The following is a 26,610-nucleotide window of genomic DNA, read 5'->3' on the forward strand; positions in this document are numbered from 1 at the left end:
TGATGTCAATAGAGATAACCTCTGTTAACTTTTCATCTCTCGCAGAAGAAAAAGACTCACATCATCCATGGTTTCATGTCCCTCTCTAAATGGTTTCTCTAATACTCTGATGAGTCGTCCAATATAGAGAAAAAAATAGGCAATGAAGCCAAAGAGTATAAATGATTCTGGAGAGCCTTCAGTCGTTAAGAACAGAAGAAACAAGGTGAGAAAACCTATGAGTGATTCAGCCAAAATATGGACGGAGGGAATGAATTGAGTCCTTTGGATTTGATATATTCGTAATACTATTTTTCGTAATACACCTTGTTCTATTTTTAAGCGAACAAGAAAATTAGGCGCCATACCTAATTGTTCCATCTCTGAGAAGGATGATGCCAATTGGTTGATTGCATTGAGACAAGGATCTAAATCGTGGTGATCTCCTTCATGATCTATTCCTTTAAAAAAGAGGTGAACTATTTTATTAATAGTGATAAGAATTTTTTTTAAATCAAATTCCTTATTTTTCTGATGAAAAAGGGTTGCTTCTTCTAATATATTTTCAAGAGTGGCTCGGATTTCTGCTGGAAATTTTTCGGCTTCTTTAAAGTCTGCTAAAATCCCAGCAAGTAAAATACTGATGATGAAAATGGCTCCGGCCATTGTGCTTGTAAAAAGAGGGCTTACGGCTACAAATTCTAAATTGAAGCGATGAATAAAAAATTTGGTGACAACTAATAAAATCATAAGAGGTACAACCCACAAACAGATATGAAATTTTTTGATACCGTTGCTGTTCTTTTGATGTTTATGGCTCTTCATTACCGCTCATCCCTTACTGATTTTTGATAGATTGAATGGGTATCACTATCCCTAAACTCAACTATACATTGATTTAATGAGGATTCAATTTATTAATTGATTGCATGCACACGACTCAAAGAGGTGTTTAGCCTTTAAGGTTTTACACGGAAATTAAGTGTTCATTGAAAGCACATCAAGAAAGTATGAGAGAGTAAAGGCAATTAAAGCAAAACCAGAAAGAATAAACCCCATACGCCTCATTGTTTTTCCAAATTGTCCATTGGCGAGAATTAACAATATAATTCCTATGGCGAAAATAACACCGCTTATAGCAAGAATACTATGATTAAACACGATGTCCATTATCTCTTTTTTATCAAAGGAGTTGATACAAGTATAGATGGAATTAGAATTAATAATGGAAAATCCATTAAAGAGATTGTTAATTATTGGGTGTGTTTTTTAATGGAGTAATAGGTATGGAGTTCATCTATAAGACTTTGTAATTTTTTATATTGGTCTTGAGTTTCATCGTAGTCATTTGCATCGCTGCTTGCATCCATTTGAGTGGCCAGTTTTTTAATAGATGCAATATGGTTTTGAAGTATCTTTAATTGTGTTGGTGATAGATGTTGGCTTAATTTAGGTAGGGCCTTTACCAATTCAAGAACAGCAAAAACATGATAGTGCACTTCACTTAACTGGTTCATCTCAAGCATTTTATCAAGAGCGGCATTGTATTCGTCTATTTCTTGAAAAACTTCTGGGATGGTTTTAGGAATAATCACCTTTGACACGGGATGCTCACTGGCGAAGGCTAAGGATATAGAGAATATAAAAAGAAAAATAATTTTAGCGCTTGGTGTCATTCGCGTGTTTTGTATTAAACTTCTCATATTCATCAGTGCCTCATCTAAAAAGTAACTACATCTCGTTTACTATTAATGCCGTCCTGGGTGTCCCGATGGGCGATACCCCCCTCCTGGGTTCTTCTTATGCGTGTGTGTATCTCCAGTTGTTGAAGTACAAGAGGATAGAACCATTAAAATTAAAATTAGGATACTTATTTTATTTAAGAGCTTAAAAAATCGCATGGGGCTGTCCTTAGTCATTTAATAATTCCTTTCAAAGATCAGTGTGTTGGAATGATATGAAAATATTTCTTATATAAAGTAATATAAATGTCATTATTGGTTAATTTTTTAAGCGCTTTATTCACTCTTTTAATGAGTGGCACAGAACCATTTTTAGCCATAATTCCATAGCCTGTCCCTATGAGTAATGGTTCGCCAATTCCTGTAAAAGAGTGCTGATTATTAATAATCCAATAGTCTGCGGAAAAATCATCCATTAAAATACCATCAACTTCATTGCTGTTTAATGCACTAATTAATTGCTCTGTTGTAGGATATTGTGTAATGGATATTCCAGGCAATTTAAGAGTGATCCATTGTTTAAAAATACTTCCTCGTATGACGCCCACATTTTTTTTATTGAAATCGTCTATCGACGTGATTGAGTTCTTTGATGTTGTAATAAAACGTGCGTTACTTACTAAATAGGGAAGACTAAAACTAAATTGTTTTTGTCGCTCATCGGTTATGATAATTGCAGCAATGGCTAAATCGATTGTTCCTTTATTTAATTGTGTAAAGAGTTGATTAAAGGACATGGGTTTAAACTGGCACTGGGTTTTCATTTCAGTACATAGGCTGCTCATAAGCTCTATATCAAAACCAAAATAATGGTCTTTATCCGCACGAACAGTAAAGGGAGGATCATAAGATACAATGCCTACTGTCAATGGCTTAGCTGCTATGGTAGACGTATGTATCAAAAGAATTAAGCCTATAAAACGAATCAACATAGCAGAGTCACTTATAATAAAGCATTAATTTGATGATCAATATCTTTGTTTTAACATGTATCCTTAAGTTTTTAAATGATTTTAAAGAATAAATCGCAGGGGTGTATAATTAATCTATTTAAGAGTAAACTCAAAAGAAGATTGTTTTTACAGACATTTATTGAAGGTAAGGAATGCTTTATTTCATAAGAGGGATACTTACGGTTTTATTCATCTTTGTTTTAAACGAAGTAATGGCTGCTAACCCCCTTACATTTAAAGATGCATTGAATCAGGCCTATCAAAGCAATCCAGAATTGCAGGCTGAAATGGACAAAGCACAGGCCATGCGTGGTTACTTCATTCAAAGCGGGCTTTATCCTAACCCTCAAGTCACACTGACCGCGGAAAACTTTGGTGGCTCAGGTGCCTACAGCAGTTATGAATCTGCAGAAACGACACTTTCTGTAACGCAACCCATCCCTTTAGGTCATCGATTACAGTACCTCAAAAAAGCAACTTATGCGGATTATCTCGCTTCTCTGGCCAGTATTAATGTGCAAAAAACAGTGCTGTATGTCGCTGTAGGTGTGGCTTACGTAGATGCATTGTATGCGTCTCAATGGCATCTCGTCACCAAGAAGTTAATAAAATTAAACCAAGACATAGTCTCTGCTATAGAACGGCGTGTAACAGCTGGAGCTGGAGCTGAATTAGACTTACGATTAGCCCAGGTACGATTGGGTGAAGCAAAGATTCAGGAGAGTAAAGCGGGACGCGAGGCCTTATTACAGCGGGCAAAATTGGCGCGGTTATTAGGAACTAACTTCCGTGTGGATAATGTATTGGTAGATAAAGGACTGCCAGGCACGTTATGGAGCTGGCCGCAATTATTAAAGAAAATTGCAGGGAGTCCGCAATTGCTTCAAATGAAACTTCTGTTGCAAGCCAAACGCGCTACCATTACTGCAGTAAAAAAATCAGTATGGCCTGACTTGAACATTCAATTGGGTGGCCGTCATTTTTCAGATGATGGCAGTAATGCTGCAGTTGCCTCAGCTTTTGCTCAAGTTCCTGTGTATGATCGAAATCAAGGAAGAATCCTCACCGCAGAAGCTCAATACACTCAAACTGCCCATGAATATCGAGGAACCCAATTGGCAGTGCGCCAAAATCTCTACGCATCCTTTTTACAAGCGCAGCAAAATAATTACGAAGCACAACTGGTGACCAAGTCGTTGTTACCCTTGGCTCGTAAATCCATAAAACTTGCTCAAGAAGGGTATCAAATGGGACGTTATACCTACATTGAATTATCTGTGGCTTTAAATGCTTTGTATGAGGAAGAACGACATTATCAACAAGCCCATGCCGATTATCATAAATCCTTAATTCAGATTACAGGACTTTTGGGGCTGGATAATCCCAAGGAGAGCAAATGAAATTTTTAAAACCATTCATTATTATACTCACTATTATGTGTGCATTTCATGTTTGGGCAGAGGATGCGTCAACCGCCGGAGAAGAAAAGGAACATGAAGAAACCATAGAAAAAGGACCACAGGGCGGTCGGTTGTTTAAAAAAGATTCACTAGCTATGGAGCTTTTAATTTTTGAACGGGGTATGCCTCCTCATTTCCGTGCCTACCTTTATGATAATGGAGAAGTAATCTCACCTGATAAAGCGCGATTAACTGTTGCGTTAACCCGCTTTTCTGGAAAAAAAGAAACCATTAATTTCACGCCTGTTGAGACTTTTTTACAAAGTAATGAAGTGATTCGTGAACCCCATTCCTTTGAAGTAGGGATTAACTTAAATATCAAGGGGCAAAACATCACCTGGCATTATGAGACTGCTGAAGGACGCGTTAAAATTCCCCAGACCGTTTTAAAAGCCGCAGACATCCAAACTGAAGTCGCGCGAAGCCAAACGATTAAAACTCAACTCAAAGTAGTAGGAAAAATTGTTCCCAATCGCGATACCCTGACCCCTATTTATGCCCGTTATTCAGGAATTATCAAAGCAATCAATAAGAATTTGGGTGACGAGGTAATCAAAGGAGAGGTTTTAGTCACGATTGAAAGTAACGAGAGCTTACAAAATTACACCATTACCGCACCGATGACAGGGACTATTGTACAAAAGTATGCGACCAATGGTGAGTTGGCACAAAGTACAAAGCCCATTTTTGAAGTGGCTAATCTTGCTAATGTGTGGGCAGATTTCACCTTATATCGCAAAGAAGCGCCTTTGATAAAGTCAGGTATGGAAGTCACCGTGACGGGGGATGAAGGTAAGCCCCAATCCACGAGCACCATTTCTTACATTGCTCCTTTAGGGATTGAAGACAGTCAGACTACTTTAGCTCGCGCGGTTATCCCTAATGAAGTTCGTGCGTGGTTGCCCGGTATGTATGTGAATGCAGCAATCACCATTAAGGAAAAAAATGTGCCTGTTGCGGTTCTTCTATCTGCCATTCAACGCCTTGAAGAACGCGAGGTGGTTTTTGTTCAACAAGGCGATTACTTTGAGGCGACTCCTGTAACCATAGGGCAAAAAGATGAAGAGTGGGCAGAGGTAGTGTCAGGTCTTGATGCAGGCCAACGCTATGTGAGTAAAAACAGTTTCTTTATGAAAGCTGAATTAGGTAAAGATGGCGCAAGCCATGAGCACTAAGGATCAATAATGCTTGAGAAAATTATTCGGTTTTCCCTGAAACACCGTTGGTTTGTGTTGTTATTTACTGCCGCTATTGCTCTCCTTGGAGTATATAACTTTCAACGCCTTCCTATAGATGCCGTGCCTGATATCACGAACGTGCAAGTACAAATTAACACTCAGGCTTCGGGTTATTCTCCATTTGAGGTAGAGCAACGGATTACCTTCCCAATTGAGTTGGCGATGAGTGGTTTGCCAAGTCTTAGTTACACCCGTTCTTTATCACGTTATGGACTGTCTCAGGTAACAGTGGTCTTTAAAGACGCCACCAATATTTATTTTGCACGGCAGCTCATTAATGAACGTTTGCAAGAAGTGAAAAATAAGTTACCGCCTGATGTTGAAACAACTCTTGGACCAATCTCTACGGGTCTTGGCGAGATTTTCATGTACACCGTGACCAATCAGGCGAACGTGCCAGTCAGCCAACGTTATAATCCTACTGAGTTGCGTACCATTCAAGATTGGATTATTAAACCGCAATTACGCAATGTAGAGGGCGTTGCCGAGGTCAATACGATTGGGGGTTATGAAAAGCAATTTCATATCACACCTGATCCCATGAAACTGGTGCGATATCGATTGAGTTTAAATGATGTCGTTGAGTCTTTGGAACGCAATAATGCCAACGTGGGTGCGGGATATATTGAAACCAATGGCGAGCAAAATTTAATTCGTGTTCCAGGTCAGGTACAAAATATTGCAGACATAGAAAACATTGTTATTGCCAGTTTCGAAGGAACTCCTGTTCGTATTAGAGATGTAGCTGAGGTGGCTATAGGAAAAGAATTACGTACTGGCGCTGCAACTGAAAATGGCCAGGAAGTTGTTTTAGGCACTGTATTTATGTTGATGGGTGAAAACAGCAGAACCGTATCTGAGCGTGTGGCTGCAAAAATGATGGAAATTAATAAATCACTTCCGTCTGGTGTTGAGGCGGTGACAGTCTACAACAGAACCTTATTAGTGAATGCAACGATTAATACGGTTAAGAAAAATTTACTGGAAGGGGCGTTATTAGTCTGTGTGATTCTGTTTATCTTTTTAGGTAACGTTCGCGCGGCTTTAATTACTGCCATGGTCATTCCCTTATCGATGTTATTAACAATCACAGGGATGGTTGAGAACAAAATCAGTGCCAATTTAATGAGCTTAGGAGCACTTGATTTTGGCTTGATCGTGGATGGTGCGGTGATAATAGTTGAGAACTGTATCAAACATTTAGGGGAGCAACAGCATACCCTTAAACGTATTTTAAATCTTGAAGAACGCTTAAAAGTCATCTCCTATGCCACAACAGAAGTCATTAGGCCTAGCATATTTGGCGTGTTTATTATCACCGTAGTTTATTTGCCTATTTTAACCTTGACCGGAGTTGAAGGTAAAATGTTTCTTCCCATGGCAGAAACGGTCATTATCGCGCTGTTAGCTTCGATGCTTTTTGCCTTAACCTTTGTTCCTGCAGCAGTTGCTATTTTTTTAAATGGTCGCGTCCAAGAAAAAGAAAATTGGTTGGTGCATCATTTGAGTATTGGGTATGCCGTCGTATTAAGGCGCTGTTTTCATGCCCGATTAGTGGTCTTGGGTGCCGCATTATTTTTAGTAGCAGTAAGCCTTTTCCTGGCTTTTCGTTTAGGTGGAGAATTTATTCCCAGTCTTGATGAGGGAGATATCGCAATGCATGCGATGCGGATCCCTGGAACCAGTTTAACCCAAGCTCTTACCATGCAAGATTTAGTAGAAAAACGGGTAAAAGAATTTCCTGAAGTAAAAACTGTGTTTGGAAAACTAGGTACTGCAGAAGTAGCCACTGATCCCATGCCTCCGAATGTAGCAGATACCTTTATCATGCTAAAGCCGCGTCAAGATTGGCCGAACCCTAAAAAAACCAAACAAGAATTAGTCCAAGAAATTGAACACGCAGTCCAACAAGTTCCAGGGAACAATTATGAGTTCACTCAACCCATTCAAATGCGTTTTAATGAGCTGATTTCAGGGGTTCGCAGTGATGTGGCTGTAAAAGTATTTGGTGATGATATGGATGTGTTGTTAAAAATTGCTGAATCGATAAGCGCCCAATTAAAAAAGGTTCCCGGTGCTGCGGATGTAAAAGTAGAACAGGTGAGTGGGTTGCCTCTTTTAACGGTTAAGATTAATCGTGAGGCGTTAGCACGTTATGGATTACAAATAAGTACCGTACAAGATGCCATCGTTATTGCGACCGGCGGTAAGAAGGGCGGAGAGTTGTTTGAAGGAGACAAGCGATTTGATTTAATTGTCCGTCTGCCTGAATCCATGCGCTCAGATCCCAATGTATTGCGACAAATATTTATTCCTCTGCCGCTCTCAAAAGATGGAGAGCGTCATTTTATTCCGCTTAATGAGGTCGCCTCTTTTGTTCGAAGTGAAAGCCCTAATCAAATAAGCCGTGAAAGTGGTAAGCGCCGTATTGTCGTAAGCTCTAATGTGAGAAATCGTGACTTAAGTTCTTTTGTGAATGAAGCCAAACAACGGATAGAACAAAATGTCAAAATCCCTAGCGGTTATTGGATTACCTGGGGAGGCCAGTTTGAACAATTGCAATCGGCCACACAACGCCTGCAAATTGTAGTGCCGATTACCTTGATCGGGATTTTCTTACTCCTTTTTATGAGTTTCGGAAATGTTAAAAATGCATTATTAGTGTTCACGGGAATTCCCTTGGCCTTAACGGGTGGGATTATCGCTTTATGGTTACGCGATATTCCTTTATCCATTTCAGCAGGTGTAGGATTTATTGCTTTATCTGGGGTTGCGGTACTCAATGGCTTGGTCATGATTACCTTTATTAATAAATTGCGTGAACAGAAAAGGTTTTATCTAAAAGATGCGGTATTGCAAGGCTCATTAGCACGACTTCGCCCCGTGTTGATGACTGCATTAGTGGCATCGCTCGGTTTTGTACCCATGGCACTTGCTACAGGCACGGGTTCTGAGGTGCAGCGTCCTTTGGCAACAGTAGTCATTGGCGGAATTATTTCCTCGACCTTCCTGACTCTATTAGTTTTACCAGGGTTATATTACATCTTCCATGAGCGCCGTAAAAAAGGGCCACCTCCTGAAAAAAAATCAGAGTGAATTTGACAAAACACAGTGTTTAGCTATAGTAATAGTTAAATACTTGTTTAACTGTTTAGGTCATTATGCTAACACACGATCAAATGATAACTCTGAGCGATATTTTACATTTAATGGGTGAGCCTAATCGCTTGAGACTTTTGGTGACTTGTTTAGAGGGTGCTAAGTCTGTTTCTGAACTGGCACAACAATTACAGTTATCAGTACCACTAACCAGCCATCATTTGAGTTTACTTCGTTCGGCTCGGCTGCTCGTTGCCAACCGAGAAGGGAAACATATTTATTACAGTATTTATGATGCTCATGTTCGCTGTATTTTAGATGACATGCTGAAGCATTTTACCGAAGAGACGGATAATTAAGAGGGTGTTCCAAATGGAGCATCTCTTTGAAGAACAATTAACTAGAGTCTAGTTAATGCAGTGAGTATTATTTAGGAGTGTTACTATGACCACGCCTCTAACTCTAACGACCTTTTTTGTTGCAGGGCTTGATTGTCCTTCTGAGGAAAAATTAATCCGAAAGCAATTAGAAACCATACCTGAAATAAAACAATTAGAGTTTAACTTCATCGCAGAAGAAGTAACAGTACACCATTATTTACCCACTATTGAGCCCATTCAGCAAAAAATTGAAAGTCTGGGCATGAGCGTTCGTTCTAAAAATAGCAGCGTAACAGAGCATGGGGGTAAGCGTTTTGGTATTGATGCGTCTTGGGGTGCCATTGGACTTGCGGGATTATTTGCCCTTTGTTCAGAATTATCTGCGTATTATCTTGCAACAGAACAATCCATTTGGGTTATTGTTCCTGCCTTATTAGCCATCGCGTTAAGCGGTCCTGCAACCATTAAAAAGGGATGGATTGCTTTACGGACCAAAGCGATGAACATTAACAGCTTAATGTTAATTGCCATAACGGGTGCTGCTTTTATTGGTGCATGGCCAGAGGCTGCAATGGTGACCGTTTTATTTGCGCTTGCTGAACGTATTGAGCGTTATTCTTTAGATAAGGCACGCCAGGCGATTCGAAGTTTAATGGAAATTGCCCCAGAGGTAGCTCAAGTTAAAATGCAAAATGGTCAATGGCAAACACTTCTCGTTACTGAAGTGGGACCTGGTGCCGTATTTAGAGTGAAACCCGGTGAGCGTATTCCTCTCGATGGTCTTTTGATTTCAGGTCAAAGTACGGTGAACCAAGCGCCTATTACTGGAGAGTCAATGCCGGTGAGTAAGCGGATAGGGGATAGTGTTTTTGCCGGAACACTCAATGAACATGGCTCGTTTGAAGTTAAAGTGAGTAACGCTGCAGGAGATACCCTACTCGCAAAAATTGGTAAAGCGATTGAACACGCGCAAAGTGAGAGTGCTCCAACTCAGCGATTTGTCGATCAATTTGCGATGTACTATACCCCAATAATGGTACTTATTGCAGTTCTAGTCGCCCTCATCCCTCCCTTGGTATTTGGTTATCCTTTGTATGATTGGATTTATAAGGCATTAACTTTACTGGTTATTGCGTGTCCTTGTGCCTTAGTTATCTCCACCCCTGTTACAGTAGTAAGTGGTTTAGCCGCTGCAGCTAAGAGCGGAATACTTATAAAAGGGGGAAGTTATTTAGAGAACGGCTATCGTTTAAAATTAATTGCCCTGGATAAAACAGGCACATTAACTGAAGGTAAACCGGTAGTTACTGATTTTATTGCTTATGATAAAAACCATACAAAGAAAGAGTTATTATTATGGGCAGCAAGCCTGGATTCTCACTCCGAACACCCCGTAGCAAACGCATTGGTAGCCTATTGGCATAAAGAGCAACCGGATGAAGAGATGCTCTCTGTCGATCAATTTACCGCTTTGCCTGGTCGAGGTGTTCAAGGCTTAATTGGCCAAGAACTCTATTATGTTGGTAATCACCAATTAGCGGAAGACAACGAAGTATGTAGTTTAGGAGTTGAACTAGAGCTTGAACGATTGGAAGAAGAAGGCAAAACAACAGTAATCTTAAGCAATAAGATCCAGGTATTAGCAATTTTTGCTGTAGCGGATACGCTTCGCTCCACAAGCCAAGAGGCTATTGAAGCCTTGCATCAACAAGGCATAAAAACCGCGATGCTCACTGGAGATAATGCCACTACCGCTCGTGCTATTGCAAAACTTGTAGGAATTGATGAAGTACAAGCCAATGTGTTACCTACGGAGAAAATGAAGGCGATTAGTCTTCTTCTTAAGGAATATAAAGCGGTAGGGATGGTCGGTGATGGAATTAATGATGCCCCAGCCCTGGCTGCAGCTACTATAAGTTTTGCTATGGGAAAAGGCACTGATACTGCCTTAGAAACAGCCGATGTTGCTTTAATGAATGATAATTTGGCGATGCTGCCTTTATACATTCACTTAAGTCGTAAAACGTCTCGTATTCTACGGCAAAACATCAGCTTATCTCTGATTATTAAATTGGTATTCTTTATTTTAGCTCTTAGTGGATTAGCTACCTTGTGGATGGCTGTATTTGCAGACATGGGTGCCAGTCTCATTGTGGTGGCAAATGGTTTGCGGTTGCTTAACGCCCATAAAAGCTATATGGAAAAGAGTCATTGAGTCAAAAGCGACACGTATCCTTTAATTAAGTGATTAAAAGGGCGCGAATAAGACGCTTGTTACATGAGCTAGGAGGTCGTTATGTTGCAGTATAAAGGCTACATAGGTCATGTGGAATTTGACGATCTCAATGAACTATTTTTTGGTGAAATTATAAATACCAAGGCAGTTATTACCTTCCAGGCGACCATGGCACATGATTTAAAACAGGCTTTTATTGTGGCCATTGAGAATTATTTAAAACGGTGTGATGAACAGTTCAAAATCCCTGACGTACCCTTTTTAGGGCAATTGAACCTGACTATTTCCCCCGAGCTTTATCGGGATGTATACATCGCTGCAAAACATTCAGGAGTGAGTTTAGATTTATGGATTTGTAGTGCCTTAAGGCACGCAGTATATCGATATTAAAAAATAAGAAAGACACATGGGCAGGTTAACGAAAGAAGCCTTGTATTGAGAGGTATGTATGAATGGTTTATTGCACTTCTTAGTCACAGAATCCTCGCTTGGTGCACGTATTGTGATACGTTCTCAATTAATGCAATTGGGGCATTCTGTCGATATGGCTCTTGATGGGGAATCCACTTTAGTTTTGGTGGAACTAAAAACGTATCATTTGATCTTGCTGGATGCAGAACTTAATAAAGGATTTGATTGTTACGAGCTGGGTGACATGATCCACCAATCAACCTTTAACAGACGGACACCTATTATATTGCTCAGTGCATCCCCCCACAAAACTTTAAAAAAGAGCCTTTATCCATGCTTTGCAAAACCTATGAACGTCAATGATGTCAATAAGATAATTGATTATTTGGAGGAATATAATAAAAACAGATGATGTGTTTAGGAGATGAGGACATAAAATTCTAATATATTATAATGCAATACATTCTATTATTCAGTATGTTATGCTCATTAAGCACCAATTTAAAAGGAACTAAAATGAATATGGGCTTTAAAAAAATTATGGTTTTGATAGGGGCATTTTTACTAGGTTGCAGTTTAATATCATGTGCAAAAAATACTCCTGCTCCAACTCATCCTGAAGAAAGATATCAAGGAGGGTTTGGTGGTGATGGTGGACATGTACATGAACCAAAAGAATAGTCAGGGCGTTAATCAGACAAGGAAAAGATGATGGACATTAATCCATGGTTTTTAGTCGTTGTGTCTGCAGCAGTCATTGTATTGTGCGGACTTTTTCTTTTCTTTTTTAAAAAAAGGAAAAGTCGGCATTTCATTATTGTTCTCTTTATTTTTTTAATATTCGCGGCCATTTTTTTACATGGTATTTCATTTAGAATGTTATAGAAGGTTTGATTGAAATGCGCATCTAAGTCGTTAGATACTCAGGATAGTTTTGAAACATCTTTGTTAGGAAGACTTCATGAACAAAAAAGTTAAGCCCAGTAATCAAGGCGTTTCGAGAGAAAAATCACTTTGGTGGGCTCTTTCATTAACGGGTGGTTTTCTGATTGCTGAGGTAATCGGCGGTGTTCTGACCGGTAGTCTTGCATTAATCTCTGATGCAGCGCATATGTTAACCGATGTTACTGCGTTAATTATTGCATTAATTGCTATTCGTGTAAGTAAACGACCTGCTGATGCACGCCGTACCTTTGGTTACTATCGATTTGAAATTCTAGCCGCCGCATTTAATGCCGCTCTTCTATTTGTAGTAGCACTTTATATTATATATGAGGCATATCAGCGGTTTAAGCAACCTCCAGAAATTTATTCCACGGGTATGTTAATTATTGCCAGTCTCGGTCTGCTTATCAATTTAGCATCGATGTATTTATTATCCCGTGACAAAGATAAAAATTTAAATTTAAAAAGTGCTTATTTTGAGGTCTGGAGTGATATGTTAGGTTCTGTAGGGGTGATCATTGCAGCGCTTTTAATTCGCTTTACTGGGTGGAGTTGGGTGGACTCAGCTCTCGCTGTTTTAATTGGCTTGTGGGTATTGCCCCGCACGTGGGTACTTCTCAAAGAGACTATCAATATTCTTTTAGAAGGGGTGCCAGCAGGAATTGATTTTAATAAAATTAAGGCTGGAATAAAGTCCATAAAGGGTATTTCAGACGTACATGATTTACATATCTGGGCTATTACCAGCGATAAAATCAGCTTAACAGCTCATATTGTCATTGACTCTCGTTTTAAAGAGGAGTTGGTAAGGGAGGAAGTTCAGACTTTATTACTGAGTCAATTTGAAATCTCCCATACGACCCTACAAACAGAATGCAGAAAGACTCTTTATCTGTGTAGTAGGATTAATAATAATGAATAGAGGACTGTTCCAATGGGGAAATTGTTATCGTAATAGGGGGTTAAGTAAGCGAAGTACTAGAAGTACTATTTTAGACGGATTAAATTTACCATTATAAATTAGGCATTAAAAGAAAACCAATTAGCTTCCATTCATGAGCATGCGTTTGCTATTCGCGATTTAGTCAATGCATTATCCGCTAAAAGCCTGGATTTATCGGATGAACAGAAAAAGACTTTGCAGAATAAGGCAAAAGAAGATGTACTGGCACATTAACAGAGGTGGTTTTCGCCGATTATGTTATTTGGTGGCACGGGCTCAGAAGTCATGCGCCGTATTGCAGCACCTATGGTCGGAGGGAGGGTGAGTGCGACCATGCTCACGCTTATTGTCATTCCAGCAGTCGATCTTTTATGGAAAAAACAGAGCTGTAGATAATATGAGATTATTTGGATTTTTTAGGTCAAGATGATTTTTTCTTAATAAGCGCGCATGAACAAGCTCATTTGCTTACATATATTGGCCACCATTAATATCAAAGTTTGCACCTGTAATAAAACCACTTTGTTCGTCAGCAAGAAAAGTAACTAACCGAGCAACTTCTTGAGGATAGCCTAAGCGTCCTACTGGAATTTGAGCAATGATGGTATTTAAAATGTCTTCCTTTATTGATGCCAGCATCTCAGTTTTAATGTAACCGGGTGAAATCGTATTCACGGTAATCTCTTTCTTGGCTACTTCTTGTGCTAGGCTTTTAGTAAATCCATAAAGTGCTGATTTACTTGCTGAATAATTGCACTGCCCAAACTGCCCCTTACGTCCATTGATGGAAGAAATAGTGATAATGCGGCCATAATTGTTATCCAACATGGTAGATAATACAGTTTTAGTCATATTAAAAACGCTATTTAAATTCGCATTGATCACTTCCTGCCATTGTTCTTGCGACATTTTTCTTAAAGTTGCATCACGGGTAACTCCTGCATTGTTAACAAGCACATCGATTTTGCCGTATTTTTCTATAACTAAATCGGTCAAGTGTTCACACTCTTTGAATGATGTAATATCAGCATAGGCAATATCAATAGCAAAGCCCTGCGTCGCTTGTTTTGTCTGCCACACTCTTGCCAAATCATGATTGCCATTTTTGAAATAACAGGAAACCACTTGATAACCCAATTGGTGCAGCTCTTGGCAGATGGCCGTTCCAATACCTCCTGTTCCACCCGTGACCAATGCAACCCGTTTATTCATCTTTATTCATCCTTGAATTTGGTTCCATAGGGAAAACAAATTGATTTATTTCTGTGGTTAACTGCGTCTTATTTATAGAGATAAATGGCATACTCATTATTTTATTTAATGAGTTCTACTTCTTCTGCCTGCAGTCCTTTTTGTCCTTTACCCGCTTTAAACAGAACGTTTGCACCTTCGGGCAAAGTTTTAAACCCATTACTTTGTATCGCACTGAAATGGACAAAATAATCTTTACCACCGCTTTCAATAAATCCAAAGCCCTTGCCTTCATTAAACCATTTTACTTTGCCGCGAAGTTGGTCTGCCATTTTGGTTCCCTTCTGATAATTTTAATAAAGCCGTACTAGTTTTATGCGGAATGGCTCATGGTGTCAATAGCAGTCTATGGAGCATGTTATTTTTTGATCTCTCTAAGGAGAAAAAGACTTACATCCTCCATGGGTTCATGACCTTCTCTAAAAGGTTTTTCTAATACTCTAATGAGGCGTCCAATATAAAGAAAAATATAAGCAATAACAAAAAGAATAAATGATTCTGGAGAACCCTCTGATTTTAAGAAAAGAAGAAAACAAGGTAAGGAAGCCTATTAATGATTCATCTAAAATTTGTACGGAAGGAATAAATTGAGTCTTTTGGATTTGAAAAATTCGCAAGACTATTTTTCTAAGTGTGCCTTGCTTCATCTTAAGAATACTACTTTCAATAAACGACAGTTAGTTGGGTTATAAAATAGGGTGGTGAGTGTTTTTCAAGAAACTTATTTATATGAAAACCACATCGAACTTTAAATATCGCTAACTTATTTAGTTTCCCCTATTTAATAAAGAATTCATTTATTTTTTTTCTTTACGGTATATTTGAATTTCACAATTGCAAGATTAACTTCAATGCTTGCCTCGGTTTCAGAAGTATCTAAATTTTCTGGAACAACTAAATCAGAAATTAAGTCCCCTGTTTTTTGCATGAGCTCCTGGTATTTTGGTGAATTTTGTGGGTTTGTGGTAGTGCCTTAATCGTGCGTGATATTTCTCTAACTTTTGTAAAAGTATCTATAATGGCTAAAGTGGTTTCTGTTGCTTTCTGGCTTTTTAATATAGTGGCCAGCATATATAAGCCTTTTTCAGTAAAGGCTGTAGGTAGTTTTGTCTTACCCCCTTTTATTGAGGTCGCAAATTGCGACTTCAATGGCTCCCACTCTTCTTGAGTTAGTTCAATGAGATATCCAGTTGGGAATTTTTCAGGGTTTCGACCTACCGCTTCATTTATTCTTTTAGTTTCTACATTATATAATTCAGCAACATCACTATCGATAATGACATGCTTGTTGCGAATCTCAATGATTTTTTCTTCTACAACAAACTCATTTATATTCACACTTAATCCGCAGTTGTTAACTAATACGACATTATATGATTAGTAAAATTTTATTCCCAGAGGAATTGCCAGGAGCGGTGAATTAAATATTTTACATCTTCTGGTGATGTGATATTATTTGGGGTAGATAACGTACCTTATCTACCCCAAACATGATATTATTAAAAAAAACTCATGGAGAAAGCCTTGAATTTACTGGATGGTCAAAATGACAAAAATCAAAAGTTTGGGGTAGATAAGGTTTTCCATCCTTTGGATGTTCATTTTGATACCAATTCTTTGTCGGCCTGGTTGTCATTTTATTTTCAGGTTCATGTTAAAGGTGCGCCTGAAAAAACAGTCCAGGCGAAACAAAAAGATTTATCTAAGTTTTTAAAATTTTTTCAGATGGAAGTAGGACATGACCAGGTGGATAATTGGACTCCTGCAGTAAGCAAACAATTTCAACGCTCATTGTCTAAAACTATTTCTGAGAAAACCGGAAAAGCATACAAAGCGACTTCTATTAATCGAACAATGGCTACCATTCGTCATGCAGGACGATGGCTTTACCAACAAAGACCATTGATTGCAGGTGATCCCTTATCAGGGGTTAAAGATTTACAGACTGAGGCTCCAGTTTGGAATGGCCTGAATTCAAAACAACTCATGCGTTTAAAGGCAGCTTGTGAACAACGTGCTAAAATATGCACCCGGAAAAATCAAAATGCATTATTGGAAACGGCTGTCTTTTATGTGTTGTTGGGAACGGGTTTGCGGGAATCCGAACTGGTCTCATTAAATGTTCACCAGTATCATTCAAAAGGCCTTCATTCTGTAGTGCGACATAAGAGCAAAAGGGTGACTATTAAAATTCCTTTACCGCAAGAAGCCAGAGAGCATTTGGATAATTATTTAAAGAATCGCACTACAGAACCAGATGAGCCTTTGTTTATTAATAGAGCAGGGAATCGTATTAATACTCGGAATATATTTCGAATATGTCAGCGAGTTTTAAAACAAGTGCTTGCACTTTTGCCTGAGAATGAGCGATTTGAATTTACACCCCATAAACTTCGACATACTTTTTTGAAAAAAGTAACAGATAAGCATGGAGTGCATTTTGCTCAGGAACTTAGTGGAAATGTTTCAATAAAAGAAATTTTTCGTTATGCGAAGCCCAGTCAGGACGAAATGCAGGAAACAATAGAACAATTATTTGAAAGTTAGGGATCTAGGATAGTCTATCAATAGGTTTTTGACTATGTGAATGGGTTCTATCAAATTAAACAATTGGTATCTTTTGATAGCTAAAAGTTATAGAGGATCCAAGATCAAGACAGGCATCACAAGAGTGTACTCTAGTGATAGCCATGATTAATTTGAAATGTAAGCAAATGTCTTATATACTAAATGTAAGACATTTACTTACATTGATGAGGTATTTATGGCTCGCACAATGACTGTTGATTTGGGTAGTGAACTTCGTGATTATGTTCAGTTTCTTGTGGATTCAGGAGATTATAGAAGTAACAGCGAAGTATTGAGAGAATCGCTGCGCCTGCTTCGTGAAAAACAAGCGGCTTCAAAACTTGAACAGTTGCGTCATCTTATCGATGAAGGGGAGGGGAGCGGCGATCCATTAATGTGGAACGCGGAAGAGTTTCTTGAGCGAATGAAGAAAGTCCCTCATGCCAAATAAAACATATCGTCTTTATCCAAAGGCTATAGAGGATCTTCAGTCAATCTATTTATATAGTATTGGCGAATTCGGCACTCAAAAGACAGATGATTATATTTTAGCAATTGAAGCCGGTTTCCAGTATCTAGCGGATGATCCTCTGATTTCTCGCAAATGTGATTACATTCGTCAGGATTTGAGAGCATTTAATGTTGGTTCTCATGTTATTTTTTTCAAAATGACTCATTATGGTATTGCAGTTATTCGCGTGTTGCATCAATCCATGGACTTTAGCAGACACCTTTAACTACTCTTCTAACCATCCTGATTTATAATGGATTCTATTAAATTAGGATGTTATTTCAATCATAGCACTTAATAATTCTTGCTAGCGCTGAGCACGCCCTCTTTTGAATATAAGAGGATGTCTTTAATGTTGATTCAAATTTGAAGCCGAATGTGCAGTTTGTTTTTATCAATTAATTCCAGAAGCTCTGGAAGTCATTTATCAAAAATAGAAATTTAAATCATATGATAGGTATAACCATCTTGATTTCTGATTATCGCTAAAGTGTACTTTATTGATAGCCCATATAAAATAGAAAAATTGAAAATGTAATGCATTTGTTATACAATTAAAATATCAGTATTTTGGGAGTTACTAAGATGAATAAGGCGGCAACAATTAATGCTCGTATTGAGCCTGCTCTTAAAATGCAGGCAGAAGCGATTTTGCATAAGGTAGGTTTATCTACAGCCGAGGCGATTCGACTGTTCTATAGCCAGGTCTGTCTCCAAAATGGCCTGCCTTTTGAGGTAAAAATACCGAACAAAGAGACAAGAGAGGCCATGGCAGAGCTGGAATCAGGAAAAGGCGAGCGATTTAAAACAATGAAGGATGTATGGGATTCTGTAGATAATGCTTGAATTAGAGTTGGCGACACAGTTTAAGCGTGATTTGAAAAAGATTACGAAGCAAGGGAAAAGAAGGACGCTCTTAGACTCTATTGTGGAGCAATTGCAAAAGGAAGAACCCCTGGATCCAAAGCATAAGGATCACAATCTTTCCGGAAATTGGGATGGTTATCGTGAATGTCACATTACCCCCGATTGGTTATTAATTTATAAGACCATTAAAGATGATCGCATACAATTGTTGCGATTATCACGAACAGGATCACATAGTGATTTGTTTGGGTGAGTTCTAAAGGTGTTACTCTCTGTCGCAATACCGATCACTATGGAATACGAATTAATCGAGATGATCTTTATTTTGAGATAAGCCGATACTTGTTCAACCAATTCAAAGGTTAGTAAAATAATCCCAACAAGTATTCTATCGAAATGCTGATTTTTATCTTTTTTCCTAGTATGTAGTGCTCAGGTTTTTTTTGTTTTAAAAGCAGTTGCATAGTTGGCGATAATATCATTAGCCTCTAACTTGTATTGTGCCAGATGTTGTTTGACAGCTTGACTGTCTTCAAACTTATTTTCAGTGGCTATAGATCGTATAAATTTACGGGCGTTATTAACTAGCTTTTCTAATAAGCTCTTATTTATTATTTTTATATTGTTACTTGGAGGACACGCATACTCAAAACAAGTAGATAAATGAATCATAATAGGTACACATTTAGCACCATTGCCATAATTATTATTAAACCAAATTTCAGAACCATTCAGCTGATTACAATCGTGTTTGCAAATAAAATCGGTGGTTGCACCATTTTTACATTCAATAACTAAAAATTTTAAATCATCCAACAGCCAGAGATTATCTGGTCCTTTTCCATAATCATTTTCGGGGCGTTGGCCTATAAAGCCAAGAAGGTATGCTAACTCGTTAAAAGCATCCTCAAATATATTTGCAGTACCTTCACTAAATATAAGTTTTGAAAATACTCCCTCTGTATAGATAATAAGTTTGTTTCCATCTTTAAATTTGTCTTTTAAATAGGTAGAACATCGTATTGCTTGTGATCCTGTATGGGTTTTTAATGGTTTATAACTGATGCCTTCGATTGGTTTAAGAACTCTCAAATTATCAGAAATAGCGGATAGTTGGGTTTTTTGCGATTCCACCTTATCGTACTTGTTTATATACTCCGACATGTATTGTTTTAATACGCCTTTTAATAAAAGATCATCGGTTGAGTTATTGATTTCATGCAAAATTCTGTTTGCTGCTTCTTGTGGTTTCCCTGAGCGATCTAAATCGTAAGCTTCTCTTAAAGCGATTTTTATTGAGTCAGATGTATTTTTATTGGAGTAATTTAGGTTAGCCATAATACCTCTACTTAACTCAACCCATTGAGGGTCTCTTTTTAGACAGTAGTTTATTACGGATCTAATTTCCTCAACTCCTTTATCTTTTATTTGATCTGCTACCCTTTCTGACAATTCTAGTTGAGCCTTTGTCGCCGGTGAAAATAGTTCTAAAGTTTCGCCCGTATAAAGCTGAGAAGTAAGATCTTTTCCCATAAGAAAAATGACGCAATAATCATCATTAGATCTAACACCTCTCCCCATCCCCTGTTCTACTTTATGAACGATTTGATTTACTTTGTTCGAACTACCCGCAAGCTCGCTCTGGCGAATTTTATCAATATTATTTCTAGCGGCTGGTAATCCATCTATAACTAACAATCGACAAGCATTTTCGGGCAAATCAATCCCATCATATTTGTTAACTAAAATTGTTAAGCCAATATGAGTTGTTTTAAGTTGTTCAACTCCTTGAAGGATAGTGTCTTTTTTTAAAATGAGATCAGCTGCATCCTCCCAAAACTCCAATCGTTTGTTAGATGGGACAATAACTACCACGTTATATTCTTTGGATAATTTCAAACATAATTCTTTAACATCACTATCGAACATATTTGTGTTGAGAGCTTGTGGTAATAGGATTAATCGATCACCTACATCTCCCGCTGAATCTGGAGTGATAGGGTTATTAAGATATTGAGAGCTAACACCAAAATGGGTCGTTAAGACGCTATCGTCTGATAATGTCGCGGTCATAAATATTTTTCTTGATGCATTACTAATAGAAGGAATCACATCAATTGGAATACAATTACTAGTAATTTCAATGGAATGCTTACTAATAACGCAACTGCATCGCTCTAAATTTTCTTTTATTAATGGCCATTTAAATTTTATGTCTTCATGATTTTTGTTTTCAATTAAAACCTGCATTACCTTACTTAGATTTTCTTGCCAGTTCCAATATGGGATCAGAATGTAAGCAAAGGGGTCTCCCGCTTCAATCTCCAAATATTTTGCTTCCGACTGCCTTTTCATTGCTTCTTCAAAAAGACTAAATAATTTTTTATATGCTGGATTAGATGATGATACGTTCAAAGTGAATTGTTCTTCGACTGTGTTTACGCACGCATGAGCATCATCAATAAGGAGTGTCTTAATGGGTATTTTTGCTCCCTCATCGCCAACACCAAATACTGATTTCCCGTTAATTAATTTATATATATTAGTTACTAGAATTGCTTTTCCTTTTAAAAAACTCTCATTTTCAGGGTTATCAACGGCATTTAATCCAAGATCTTTGGCTTCGGATAACACTTGTTCTACTAAAAAATTATCTGGAACTATATAAACTACAGGCCCTTTCTTCTCATTCAAGCAACTTTTTAAAATTAAAAGGCCAACCACTGTTTTACCGCCACCAGTATTCATTTTTATAACCAGGTTGCGTTCTTCTTTGCGGTCAAACCATTTGCTCCATACTTGAGATTGCACATCGCGGGGGTAATGGAATTTGTTTGGTTTTTTATTTGGTAAGGCGCTAAAAATTTCTCTTGGCTTTAAGACTGTATCAACAGTTTGTCCTGTACTCAGTTTGGAAAAATCTAATGCCATTTTATATCCTTTAAAAAGTACTGTTATTTGATGTTGGCCAAATGTTTATTAGGCTTGTAATTGCAATTTTAAGTGCATGTTGAGCGCATCAGCGACCTTTACCAACGTTTCTAATGAGGGAATAAAGGAGCTATTGCCGCTTTCAAGACGAGAAATAACCGATTGCTTGGTTCCAATTTTATTGGCCAACTCGGATTGAGTCATATGCCGCTTTTTACGGGCATTCACAATCATGACGGCAATGTTATTAATGATTTGCTCACGCTCATAGTGCTTGGCAAATTCTTCGTCCTTATTGATTTTGTCGTCAATAAACTCATTTAAGGTAAGTGCTTTCATGGTCGTATACCTCCATCATTCGTTTTTCAGCCAGTTCAATTTCTTGCTTTGGCGCTTTTTGTGACTGCTTTTTGTAAGCGTGTAAAAGAACAATGACTTCCTTTTGAATACACACATAAAAAAAACGATAACCACTGCGTGATGTTTTAATCTTAATTTCCCAAAGCGAGCCTTTTATTTGCCTGAATTGTACCCTTGGGCTATCAAAACCAAGCTCTTCAACATTCTTTAAACAACCGGCAAGTCGCGCGATTTCATCGGATGGCAAATCATTTAGGAATTCCGCCACAGGGTTTTTGCCTGATTGTTTTTGGTAAAATTTTATTCTCATAGTAATTTATAGCATAAATGTGATAATTTGGAAAGTATTTAACTAAAATTAATCATGGAGTTTAGTTTATTGCTTAACGTTTCCGAGTTATTCAAAGATTCTAATTTATCGAGCATTTCCTTGATTGGTCTATGATTTTTTAGTAAAGGATTAGCCCACAAAAACAAGATATCGTCATCAGCTAACACTTTTTGCACCATATCTGGTTTTTCTTCCAGTAAAATCTCTACAGCACAAGCCACTAACCATTTAGAGGTTGATAGCTCACCTTTTGCGATTTCCTCAATAGTTTTTGGCGCAATACTTTTATCTTTACTAAAAAGCATCCTGGCTTTTTGGTGCAGTTTTTCTGATTTGTTATGAATGGATAATAATTCAGAGAATACCGCCTGTATTTTCAAGGAAACATCTGTTTTTACATTTTCTGATAATCCTAGTTGATTAAGCAGTGTCAGCGCGTGCTGTTTTTTGTCATCAGGAAGGCTTGCTGTCTTTATTTTAAGTTGCCCAATAGCGGCACTAATCATGGCATCATAAACATTTAAGTTGATGTGTTCCTCAAAGCATAGATTACATATTCCATCTACAGCATCGATAAAACTGCCAGGTAATCTGATCCTAAAATCTTTTTGTTCGGATAGCGCCTTTGTAGAAAAGTAATGCTCAATAGCCGACATATTGTTCATGTAATGCTTTAATTCAATGGTTTCTTCTGGGCTTAATTTATCCCAGCCATCAAATTCATCGCAGTTATTTGCTTGAAATGAGCCATAAGTTGTTTTTTTATCTGCTGATTGCACATGAACTCTAGGTGGTTTATTCATGTTTGCCTTAACGGCAAATGATAATTTTTTCATGAAGCGACTCCTGTTGATAGCCTACTCCCATCATTGGGAGTAGGGCGCTAGTCAATATTTATAATCGGGTATTTTTTCTATTCTATTATCAATGAATTCAACCAGTTGATCGCAATAAACACCTTTCATCGGTTTATAGGGTATTACTGGCCACACCTGCATGTCTTGAAAATCTTTATTCAGGTAAAAGGATATAGTGTATAAGTCTTGCGCTTCATCCAACTCGATACAGACAAAACCACCTAAGTAACGCGCATGAACTCTTATTGAGAGGGCTTTATCTGATAAAGCATACCATTTAGACACGCCCCACGACCAGACGATCGCTTTATTAGTGTGCAGCAATTGGTGTTGGATAATTTCTGGAATAGTCATGTGGCTCTCCTATGTTTTTACTATTGGTCATTAAGACAAGAACAGTATAACAAGAGCATCTTAAGATATCAATATTTATAATAAATTAATTTTATAAACAATATTTATAAAATGAGTTGACATCAGATCGTTTTTTTGCGATACTGTATTTGTTCCTTGAGAACAATAGTAAAAACATAGGAGAACAACATGTTACCAATATTATCAAAAGATAAATTATTCAAATTAGCGCCATCCATATTTACACAAGCCAGGTCTTATAAAACGAGTACCAAGTACTCACCCATTTCAACCGAGCAAATCATTGACAAATTAATGTCGGAAGGGTTTTTCCCTACTTGGGCAGCTCAGACCAAAAGCCAGAACCAAGAAGCGAAAGTATTTGCAAAACACATGCTCCGTTTTCAACGCCATGATGTCCTGCAAAATAATCAGGGGCTTTATCCCGAATTGGTTCTTATTAACTCTCATGATGGTTTGTCTTCTTATCGCTTAATGGCGGGTCTTTTTCGGGTTGTGTGCAGTAATGGAATGATCGCTGGACAAGCGTATAACGAAATTAGAATTAAACATCAGGGGGATGTTCTTGGGAATGTCATCGAAGGCACCTACAAGGTGATTGAGACAGCAAATAACATGCTTGATGTATCAGATGATATGGCTTCAATTCATTTGAATGACGATGAAAAAATGATTTTTGCAGAGGCTGCTCATTCACTTAAATTTTCTGATGCTGAGGGAGGTATTATCGTTAATCCTAAGAGTTTATTGCAACCAAGGCGTTATGTGGATCAAAAAGATAATGATCTGTTTACCGTGTTTAATGTTCTTCAAGAAAATTTAATTAAAGGCGGTATCCGTGGTCATCGTTTAAATAAATACGGTTATACCACTCGAACCAAAACCAGAGAAGTAAAAGCTATTGATCAAAATGTGAAATTAAATCGTGCGTTATGGACTCTTACTGAAAAAATGATGGAAATAAAAAGATAATCAGACATGGATGAGCAAAGGGATATTCCTTTGTTCATCATTCCACGGATGACAAGCAAATCAATCAATTTTAAAGGACAATTATGAAATTAAGATTATATCATGGACGCAATACCCCAGAACAAGAAATGGATGATTGGGGATTTGAAGGCGCAACCCTTAATGATGTTGATGGAATTATATGGACTTATGGAGTACCAAGGATCTTTTTTGTTACTGAGAGTGCATTGAAGGAGGCCATGGATTTAACGGGGTGGGATGAATTAGGGGATGGTTTAGAAATGTGCGTTTATGAGGATTTAATTAAAACCAAAGAGGGATACTTTGGAGATTGGGAATTACTTTGAATTGCAAGAGGTGTTTTTTGCTAGTCTTTATGCCTCATCTTGTTAGTTTTATAGCTTGAATATGCTTTGATAATTAATAGAATGTTGATTGATAAGATCACCAAATAATAAAAAATTTGGTGATCTAAAATTAGAACATCCAATTTGTTAATGATTACAGTGAAAAAGCTCTTCATGTAAGAAAAAATAGCTTTACTATTTATCAGGAAAATAATGAATAAAAGTAACGCCACCTTCCGTTTAATTAAAGAAAAACATAAGACTATAGAATGTGCTTTTATTTGAAGAGATCGAATATTCATTTTTAGGATAATACCCTACCTGACACAAGCGCGACTGCTTCTAAAGGTATGGTTTTCGACTCATCAGCACACTTTATCTCGCTAATTTTTGCGACTATTTTCCCTGATTTATAATCAGTTTTTAAAATGGAATCAGAGATTGCGGTGCACGAAATGGAGTTGATATTTATTTTAAACTGTAATTGATTAGGACTATCAGAATCATGAAAGGGAGCGATGACAAATGCACTAAAAATTTTGCCCATAGGTATGGATTTTGATTCCTTAATCTCCGGTGTTGAAAATTTAAATTTTTTGATGACTACAACTTCCCCCATCTTGCTTGATGGCACATAAATTTTTTTTGATTCTGAGGTGATTTCTTTTTTATGTTCAGACAGTAATTTGAGAGACTCATTCTTATTAATAAAAGCGACAGGGATGAACCAATCCATAATAGCAATTACTGCCTTATCCAAAAAAGTTGGCTCAACACCTCGAGTTTTCGCGGCAAGTTCGGATAACTCTTTTATAGTAATATAGGTTTGTTTTTCTTTCTGCTCTAGTTTTGATTGCACTGAATAAGTGTGAAAAATAAATATGCTAATAATAGCTATTGGTACTATGTATTTATACATATTTTTAATACTGTTTTTCACTCGAATATCCTTTTTAAAATTAATTATGCAAAAGTTAATTTTTTCTCTTTTCTGTGTTGTTTCCACTCTTTGTCTTTAGAGAAAATCATCATGGATGATTCTTCAAAAAAATGGCTAATGTTATCGATACCAGCCCATAAGCAGTATTCTTTTATCTCTGAGTAAATATCTTTGCTGATTTCGATCTTGAGTTTTTCAGTTTCAGGTGCTTTTCTTGCGCTGATTAAAGCCATAATAAATCCTCAATTTAATATCAAAATTAGTATTGTTAATAGCGATTGTTAAATGGATCATAACTGCTGCTATTATACGTTGAATAACGATGATAATCATTATTCCAATAATTGTCTCTATCGGATGCACTGGAACCAAAAGAATTTCCCATGCTGTCTAAAGCTCCAATCATTGGTAATCCTGTAGCAGGATTAATTTCTGTATTATTTGATTTGGAGCAAGAACGAAAAGAATTCTGTTTAGCATACTTTGCTTTTTCATTTTCAGTCCATTCGCTATATGGTCGAAAATGAATGATTTTAGCAATTTTTTTCAGAATTGTTTTTAATATGCCCATGATATAAATATCCCTGTTCAGTGACACGATTATAGATAAGAGAATCCAACGAATCACAAGTACGCAATTATTATTGCGCTTTCCAAAATATTAATTTAAATAAACTATACTAAAATGGCCAGTGAAACACACAAAAAAAGCAAAACCAAATAAAAAAGAACACACCCCTCGCAATGGTCATTGCCTAAAACATTTTCTTTATTATTCATATAGTTAACCATGATTTGGCATTTTTAATTTGATTAGCACCTCAATTGCTCATGGGTGTTGATACACTCTTATATATTAATCAATAAGTTAAAATAAATCAACACCCAATCCACACCTATTTCTTGATATAAAT

The 26,610-nt window shown here is 37.4% G+C and carries 31 protein-coding genes and 1 pseudogene; 17 read left to right on the plus strand and 15 right to left on the minus strand.

The annotated features are described in order from the left end of the window. Positions 1-24: 24 nt before the first annotated feature. From Lery_RS10915 to Lery_RS10930, 3 genes are all read right to left on the minus strand, one after another. A complete protein-coding gene (locus tag Lery_RS10915) occupies positions 25-804 on the minus strand; it encodes a hypothetical protein (RefSeq protein WP_058527295.1) in 780 nt (259 codons plus the stop codon). 428 nt (positions 805-1,232) lie between these two features. Then, positions 1,233-1,688 (minus strand): hypothetical protein, encoded by a 456-nt coding sequence (locus tag Lery_RS10925; RefSeq protein WP_058527297.1) that lies wholly within the window; start codon positions 1,686-1,688, stop codon positions 1,233-1,235. A gap of 230 nt (positions 1,689-1,918) precedes the next feature. After that, complete coding sequence (locus tag Lery_RS10930; RefSeq protein ID WP_082657197.1) at positions 1,919-2,653, minus strand: transporter substrate-binding domain-containing protein; 735 nt, start codon at positions 2,651-2,653, stop codon at positions 1,919-1,921. Between the two features lie 233 nt (positions 2,654-2,886). Between Lery_RS10930 and Lery_RS10935 the strand changes: the two genes are divergently transcribed. From Lery_RS10935 to Lery_RS15725, 10 genes and pseudogenes are all read left to right on the plus strand, one after another. Further along, positions 2,887-4,074, plus strand: a complete 1,188-nt coding sequence (locus Lery_RS10935) for a TolC family protein (RefSeq protein ID WP_420324164.1) — start codon at positions 2,887-2,889, stop codon at positions 4,072-4,074. After that, positions 4,071-5,309, plus strand: coding sequence for an efflux RND transporter periplasmic adaptor subunit (locus Lery_RS10940; protein ID WP_058527299.1), 1,239 nt, complete (start codon positions 4,071-4,073; stop codon positions 5,307-5,309). The genes Lery_RS10935 and Lery_RS10940 overlap by 4 nt, the downstream gene beginning before the upstream one ends. Positions 5,310-5,318: 9 nt before the next feature. Then, positions 5,319-8,468, plus strand: a complete 3,150-nt coding sequence (locus Lery_RS10945; protein ID WP_058527300.1) for an efflux RND transporter permease subunit — start codon at positions 5,319-5,321, stop codon at positions 8,466-8,468. Positions 8,469-8,533: 65 nt separating this feature from the next. Then, the gene (locus Lery_RS10950) at positions 8,534-8,830 is read left to right on the plus strand and encodes an ArsR/SmtB family transcription factor (RefSeq protein ID WP_058527301.1); all 297 of its coding nucleotides are present in this window, start codon (positions 8,534-8,536) and stop codon (positions 8,828-8,830) included. Positions 8,831-8,915: 85 nt separating this feature from the next. Continuing rightward, the gene (locus Lery_RS10955) at positions 8,916-11,066 is read left to right on the plus strand and encodes a heavy metal translocating P-type ATPase (protein WP_058527302.1); all 2,151 of its coding nucleotides are present in this window, start codon (positions 8,916-8,918) and stop codon (positions 11,064-11,066) included. A gap of 81 nt (positions 11,067-11,147) precedes the next feature. Further along, on the plus strand, positions 11,148-11,477 hold the full coding sequence (locus Lery_RS10960) for a type II toxin-antitoxin system HicB family antitoxin (RefSeq protein ID WP_058527303.1): 330 nt from the start codon (positions 11,148-11,150) through the stop codon (positions 11,475-11,477). Between the two features lie 58 nt (positions 11,478-11,535). After that, positions 11,536-11,910: a response regulator gene (locus tag Lery_RS10965; protein WP_058527304.1), complete on the plus strand. Its 375-nt coding sequence runs from the start codon at positions 11,536-11,538 to the stop codon at positions 11,908-11,910. A 104-nt stretch (positions 11,911-12,014) separates the two neighbouring features. Continuing rightward, entirely contained in the window at positions 12,015-12,179 is a 165-nt protein-coding gene (locus Lery_RS15485) for a hypothetical protein (RefSeq protein ID WP_165481480.1), read from the plus strand. Positions 12,180-12,459: 280 nt separating this feature from the next. Beyond that, on the plus strand, positions 12,460-13,365 hold the full coding sequence (locus Lery_RS10970) for a cation diffusion facilitator family transporter (protein WP_058527305.1): 906 nt from the start codon (positions 12,460-12,462) through the stop codon (positions 13,363-13,365). Positions 13,366-13,485: 120 nt separating this feature from the next. Next, a pseudogene (locus Lery_RS15725) lies at positions 13,486-13,587 on the plus strand (transporter); the annotation flags it as partial. A gap of 267 nt (positions 13,588-13,854) precedes the next feature. Here Lery_RS15725 and phbB read toward each other — a convergent pair. From phbB to Lery_RS10985, 4 genes are all read right to left on the minus strand, one after another. After that, positions 13,855-14,598, minus strand: a complete 744-nt coding sequence (gene phbB / locus Lery_RS10975; RefSeq protein ID WP_058527306.1) for an acetoacetyl-CoA reductase — start codon at positions 14,596-14,598, stop codon at positions 13,855-13,857. Between the two features lie 101 nt (positions 14,599-14,699). After that, positions 14,700-14,909, minus strand: coding sequence for a cold-shock protein (locus tag Lery_RS10980; RefSeq protein ID WP_058527307.1), 210 nt, complete (start codon positions 14,907-14,909; stop codon positions 14,700-14,702). A 521-nt stretch (positions 14,910-15,430) separates the two neighbouring features. Then, positions 15,431-15,565, minus strand: coding sequence for a hypothetical protein (locus Lery_RS15810; protein WP_272946892.1), 135 nt, complete (start codon positions 15,563-15,565; stop codon positions 15,431-15,433). After that, entirely contained in the window at positions 15,544-15,975 is a 432-nt protein-coding gene (locus Lery_RS10985; RefSeq protein WP_237759215.1) for an ORF6N domain-containing protein, read from the minus strand. The genes Lery_RS15810 and Lery_RS10985 overlap by 22 nt, the downstream gene beginning before the upstream one ends. A 186-nt stretch (positions 15,976-16,161) precedes the next feature. Here Lery_RS10985 and Lery_RS10990 point away from each other — a divergent pair, with 186 nt between their 5' ends. The 5 genes from Lery_RS10990 (at position 16,162) to Lery_RS11010 (ending at position 18,836) form a co-directional block, all read left to right on the plus strand. Next, complete coding sequence (locus Lery_RS10990; RefSeq protein ID WP_058527352.1) at positions 16,162-17,184, plus strand: tyrosine-type recombinase/integrase; 1,023 nt, start codon at positions 16,162-16,164, stop codon at positions 17,182-17,184. 217 nt (positions 17,185-17,401) lie between these two features. Then, entirely contained in the window at positions 17,402-17,656 is a 255-nt protein-coding gene (locus tag Lery_RS10995; protein WP_058527308.1) for a type II toxin-antitoxin system ParD family antitoxin, read from the plus strand. Beyond that, entirely contained in the window at positions 17,646-17,942 is a 297-nt protein-coding gene (locus tag Lery_RS11000) for a type II toxin-antitoxin system RelE/ParE family toxin (protein ID WP_058527309.1), read from the plus strand. Before Lery_RS10995 ends, Lery_RS11000 begins: the two co-directional genes overlap by 11 nt. 359 nt (positions 17,943-18,301) lie before the next feature. Then, complete coding sequence (locus Lery_RS11005; RefSeq protein ID WP_014845121.1) at positions 18,302-18,562, plus strand: type II toxin-antitoxin system RelB/DinJ family antitoxin; 261 nt, start codon at positions 18,302-18,304, stop codon at positions 18,560-18,562. Continuing rightward, a complete protein-coding gene (locus tag Lery_RS11010; RefSeq protein WP_058527310.1) occupies positions 18,555-18,836 on the plus strand; it encodes a type II toxin-antitoxin system RelE/ParE family toxin in 282 nt (93 codons plus the stop codon). Before Lery_RS11005 ends, Lery_RS11010 begins: the two co-directional genes overlap by 8 nt. 179 nt (positions 18,837-19,015) lie before the next feature. Here Lery_RS11010 and Lery_RS11015 read toward each other — a convergent pair whose 3' ends face one another. The 5 genes from Lery_RS11015 to Lery_RS11035 are packed head-to-tail and all read right to left on the minus strand — an operon-like array spanning position 19,016 to position 23,416. Continuing rightward, positions 19,016-21,514, minus strand: a complete 2,499-nt coding sequence (locus tag Lery_RS11015) for a DEAD/DEAH box helicase family protein (RefSeq protein WP_058527311.1) — start codon at positions 21,512-21,514, stop codon at positions 19,016-19,018. 48 nt (positions 21,515-21,562) lie between these two features. Next, positions 21,563-21,853, minus strand: a complete 291-nt coding sequence (locus Lery_RS11020) for a helix-turn-helix domain-containing protein (protein WP_014845124.1) — start codon at positions 21,851-21,853, stop codon at positions 21,563-21,565. Then, a complete protein-coding gene (locus Lery_RS11025) occupies positions 21,831-22,184 on the minus strand; it encodes a type II toxin-antitoxin system RelE/ParE family toxin (protein WP_031562429.1) in 354 nt (117 codons plus the stop codon). Before Lery_RS11025 ends, Lery_RS11020 begins: the two co-directional genes overlap by 23 nt. Positions 22,185-22,222: 38 nt before the next feature. Next, positions 22,223-23,041, minus strand: coding sequence for a hypothetical protein (locus Lery_RS15920; protein ID WP_058527312.1), 819 nt, complete (start codon positions 23,039-23,041; stop codon positions 22,223-22,225). A gap of 51 nt (positions 23,042-23,092) precedes the next feature. After that, the gene (locus Lery_RS11035; protein ID WP_058527313.1) at positions 23,093-23,416 is read right to left on the minus strand and encodes a hypothetical protein; all 324 of its coding nucleotides are present in this window, start codon (positions 23,414-23,416) and stop codon (positions 23,093-23,095) included. Positions 23,417-23,605: 189 nt separating this feature from the next. On the opposite strand from Lery_RS11035, the gene Lery_RS11040 reads away from it, so the two are divergent. Beyond that, the gene (locus Lery_RS11040; protein ID WP_058527314.1) at positions 23,606-24,409 is read left to right on the plus strand and encodes a DUF932 domain-containing protein; all 804 of its coding nucleotides are present in this window, start codon (positions 23,606-23,608) and stop codon (positions 24,407-24,409) included. 83 nt (positions 24,410-24,492) lie between these two features. Next, positions 24,493-24,756 carry a hypothetical protein gene (locus Lery_RS11045; protein WP_058527315.1) on the plus strand — a complete coding sequence of 88 codons (264 nt, stop codon included), beginning with the start codon at positions 24,493-24,495 and terminating at the stop codon, positions 24,754-24,756. Between the two features lie 304 nt (positions 24,757-25,060). Here the strand turns inward: Lery_RS11045 and Lery_RS11055 are convergent, their stop codons facing one another. Genes Lery_RS11055 through Lery_RS11065 form a run of 3 tightly spaced genes read right to left on the minus strand, consistent with a single transcriptional unit; the run spans position 25,061 to position 26,324 of the window. After that, entirely contained in the window at positions 25,061-25,696 is a 636-nt protein-coding gene (locus Lery_RS11055; protein WP_058527317.1) for a hypothetical protein, read from the minus strand. Positions 25,697-25,719: 23 nt separating this feature from the next. Beyond that, positions 25,720-25,929 carry a hypothetical protein gene (locus Lery_RS11060; RefSeq protein WP_058527318.1) on the minus strand — a complete coding sequence of 70 codons (210 nt, stop codon included), beginning with the start codon at positions 25,927-25,929 and terminating at the stop codon, positions 25,720-25,722. A 35-nt stretch (positions 25,930-25,964) separates the two neighbouring features. Further along, the gene (locus Lery_RS11065; RefSeq protein ID WP_272946893.1) at positions 25,965-26,324 is read right to left on the minus strand and encodes a hypothetical protein; all 360 of its coding nucleotides are present in this window, start codon (positions 26,322-26,324) and stop codon (positions 25,965-25,967) included. Between the last annotated feature and the right edge of the window lie 286 nt (positions 26,325-26,610).

This window comes from Legionella erythra (assembly GCF_001467615.1).
Lineage (GTDB): Bacteria > Pseudomonadota > Gammaproteobacteria > Legionellales > Legionellaceae > Legionella_C > Legionella_C erythra.

Bases quoted from the DNA above. Each gene is read 5' to 3' on its own strand.
- phbB (WP_058527306.1), bottom strand. From the start codon at position 14,598: ATGAATAAACGGGTTGCATTGGTCACGGGTGGAACAGGAGGTATTGGA.
- Lery_RS15920 (WP_058527312.1), bottom strand. From the start codon at position 23,041: ATGAAAAAATTATCATTTGCCGTTAAGGCAAACATGAATAAACCACCT.
- Lery_RS11015 (WP_058527311.1), bottom strand. From the start codon at position 21,514: ATGGCATTAGATTTTTCCAAACTGAGTACAGGACAAACTGTTGATACA.
- Lery_RS11025 (WP_031562429.1), bottom strand. From the start codon at position 22,184: ATGAGAATAAAATTTTACCAAAAACAATCAGGCAAAAACCCTGTGGCG.
- Lery_RS11035 (WP_058527313.1), bottom strand. From the start codon at position 23,416: ATGACTATTCCAGAAATTATCCAACACCAATTGCTGCACACTAATAAA.
- Lery_RS15485 (WP_165481480.1), top strand. From the start codon at position 12,015: ATGAATATGGGCTTTAAAAAAATTATGGTTTTGATAGGGGCATTTTTA.
- Lery_RS10930 (WP_082657197.1), bottom strand. From the start codon at position 2,653: ATGTTGATTCGTTTTATAGGCTTAATTCTTTTGATACATACGTCTACC.
- Lery_RS15810 (WP_272946892.1), bottom strand. From the start codon at position 15,565: ATGCAAAAAACAGGGGACTTAATTTCTGATTTAGTTGTTCCAGAAAAT.
- Lery_RS10970 (WP_058527305.1), top strand. From the start codon at position 12,460: ATGAACAAAAAAGTTAAGCCCAGTAATCAAGGCGTTTCGAGAGAAAAA.
- Lery_RS10935 (WP_420324164.1), top strand. From the start codon at position 2,887: ATGGCTGCTAACCCCCTTACATTTAAAGATGCATTGAATCAGGCCTAT.
- Lery_RS11010 (WP_058527310.1), top strand. From the start codon at position 18,555: ATGCTTGAATTAGAGTTGGCGACACAGTTTAAGCGTGATTTGAAAAAG.
- Lery_RS10955 (WP_058527302.1), top strand. From the start codon at position 8,916: ATGACCACGCCTCTAACTCTAACGACCTTTTTTGTTGCAGGGCTTGAT.
- Lery_RS10960 (WP_058527303.1), top strand. From the start codon at position 11,148: ATGTTGCAGTATAAAGGCTACATAGGTCATGTGGAATTTGACGATCTC.
- Lery_RS11020 (WP_014845124.1), bottom strand. From the start codon at position 21,853: ATGAAAGCACTTACCTTAAATGAGTTTATTGACGACAAAATCAATAAG.
- Lery_RS10995 (WP_058527308.1), top strand. From the start codon at position 17,402: ATGGCTCGCACAATGACTGTTGATTTGGGTAGTGAACTTCGTGATTAT.
- Lery_RS11045 (WP_058527315.1), top strand. From the start codon at position 24,493: ATGAAATTAAGATTATATCATGGACGCAATACCCCAGAACAAGAAATG.
- Lery_RS11000 (WP_058527309.1), top strand. From the start codon at position 17,646: ATGCCAAATAAAACATATCGTCTTTATCCAAAGGCTATAGAGGATCTT.
- Lery_RS11040 (WP_058527314.1), top strand. From the start codon at position 23,606: ATGTTACCAATATTATCAAAAGATAAATTATTCAAATTAGCGCCATCC.
- Lery_RS11060 (WP_058527318.1), bottom strand. From the start codon at position 25,929: ATGGCTTTAATCAGCGCAAGAAAAGCACCTGAAACTGAAAAACTCAAG.
- Lery_RS10915 (WP_058527295.1), bottom strand. From the start codon at position 804: ATGAAGAGCCATAAACATCAAAAGAACAGCAACGGTATCAAAAAATTT.
- Lery_RS10980 (WP_058527307.1), bottom strand. From the start codon at position 14,909: ATGGCAGACCAACTTCGCGGCAAAGTAAAATGGTTTAATGAAGGCAAG.
- Lery_RS10945 (WP_058527300.1), top strand. From the start codon at position 5,319: ATGCTTGAGAAAATTATTCGGTTTTCCCTGAAACACCGTTGGTTTGTG.
- Lery_RS10965 (WP_058527304.1), top strand. From the start codon at position 11,536: ATGAATGGTTTATTGCACTTCTTAGTCACAGAATCCTCGCTTGGTGCA.
- Lery_RS10950 (WP_058527301.1), top strand. From the start codon at position 8,534: ATGCTAACACACGATCAAATGATAACTCTGAGCGATATTTTACATTTA.
- Lery_RS11005 (WP_014845121.1), top strand. From the start codon at position 18,302: ATGAATAAGGCGGCAACAATTAATGCTCGTATTGAGCCTGCTCTTAAA.
- Lery_RS10925 (WP_058527297.1), bottom strand. From the start codon at position 1,688: ATGAATATGAGAAGTTTAATACAAAACACGCGAATGACACCAAGCGCT.
- Lery_RS10940 (WP_058527299.1), top strand. From the start codon at position 4,071: ATGAAATTTTTAAAACCATTCATTATTATACTCACTATTATGTGTGCA.